At 38.4% G+C, this 1,353-nt stretch carries 2 protein-coding genes; one reads left to right on the top strand and one right to left on the bottom strand.

Annotated elements, in window-relative coordinates:
* Positions 1 to 49 precede the first annotated feature (49 nt).
* Positions 50 to 439 carry a hypothetical protein gene (locus AB0C76_RS41345; protein WP_359975950.1) on the bottom strand — a complete coding sequence of 130 codons (390 nt, stop codon included), beginning with the start codon at positions 437 to 439 and terminating at the stop codon, positions 50 to 52.
* Between the two features lie 168 nt (positions 440 to 607).
* On the opposite strand from AB0C76_RS41345, the gene AB0C76_RS41350 reads away from it, so the two are divergent.
* Positions 608 to 1,288: an IS6 family transposase gene (locus AB0C76_RS41350; protein ID WP_359975953.1), complete on the top strand. Its 681-nt coding sequence runs from the start codon at positions 608 to 610 to the stop codon at positions 1,286 to 1,288.
* Positions 1,289 to 1,353: the final 65 nt, after the last annotated feature.

Below are 1,353 nucleotides of genomic sequence, written 5' to 3' on the forward strand. Positions count from 1 at the left end.
CGTCCTCGATCAGTAGTACTCGTGGCATGTCTGCCAGTATCGGCGCTGGTCAGGCGTGCTCCGGACCATGGCGCCGGGCGGGCGGCCAGTTGTTGTCGTGTGAGATTTTGGTCGGGTCTTCCCATTTTACCAAGGATTCTTTTTCTTTTTTCAAAGTTGCTAACAATTGTTGCGCTTCTTTGGCGTCGTCTTTTTCAAGTAAGGCGATGGCTTCATCATAATGATAACTTGCAGCAAGCTGTTTTGCTTGATCAAGCTGTTTCGTCGTTTGTTTATCTTCAACAGGTTTTGAGCTGCTGCTTGAGTGTTGAGTTGTTTGACTAGTGTTTTCTAATTTATTGTTTGTTACTGCTTGTGTAACAAAAAAGATACTTACACCTAGAATAATAACAGTGCATACAGAAGTGACAGCCAATATGATTTTGTGTGTATGTTTCATTTTATCGTCCCCTACTACTTTTTGATTTCAAAAACCCCCGTAAGCTTTTCTTAACCTTTTGAAAAACTTCCCATAACCATTGTAACGAATATAGGGTTCTGTTGCAAAGTTTTAAATCTACTATCAAATAAGGTAGAATAATAGAAAAAGATAGCAGGAGGAATGACGATGAATCATTTTAAAGAAAAGCAATTTCAGCAGGATGTGATTATTGTAGCCGTGGGCTACTATCTTCGTTATAACCTTAGCTATCGTGAAGTTCAAGAAATCTTATATGATCGTGGCATTAACGTTTCTCATACGACGATTTATCGTTGGGTGCAAGAATATGGCAAACTACTCTATCAAATTTGGAAAAAGAAAAATAAAAAATCCTTTTATTCATGGAAAATGGATGAAACGTACATCAAAATCAAAGGTCGTTGGCATTATCTCTATCGTGCAATTGATGCGGATGGATTGACTTTAGACATCTGGCTACGCAAGAAACGGGATACTCAAGCTGCTTATGCGTTCTTGAAACGACTACATAAACAGTTTGGTCAACCAAGAGTAATTGTCAAGGATAAAGCGCCCTCTATTGGTTCTGCATTTAGAAAGTTACAGAGTAACGGTTTATATACTAAGACAGAGCATCGAACCGTGAAGTATCTCAATAACCTCATTGAGCAAGACCATCGACCAATCAAACGACGCAATAAATTTTATCGAAGTCTACGAACTGCCTCAACCATGATTAAGGGCATGGAAACAATTCGAGGAATATACAAAAAGAACCGAAGAAATGGAACGCTCTTCGGATTTTCGGTATCTACTGAGATTAAAGTTTTGATGGGTATACCAGCATAGTCAAAGTATCAGAATTGGACTTTTGTACTCAGTATTGAAACTTTGCAACAGAACCAAATTTTTTT

It is taken from the genome of Kitasatospora sp. NPDC048722 (assembly GCF_040650235.1).
Classification (GTDB): domain Bacteria; phylum Actinomycetota; class Actinomycetes; order Streptomycetales; family Streptomycetaceae; genus Kitasatospora.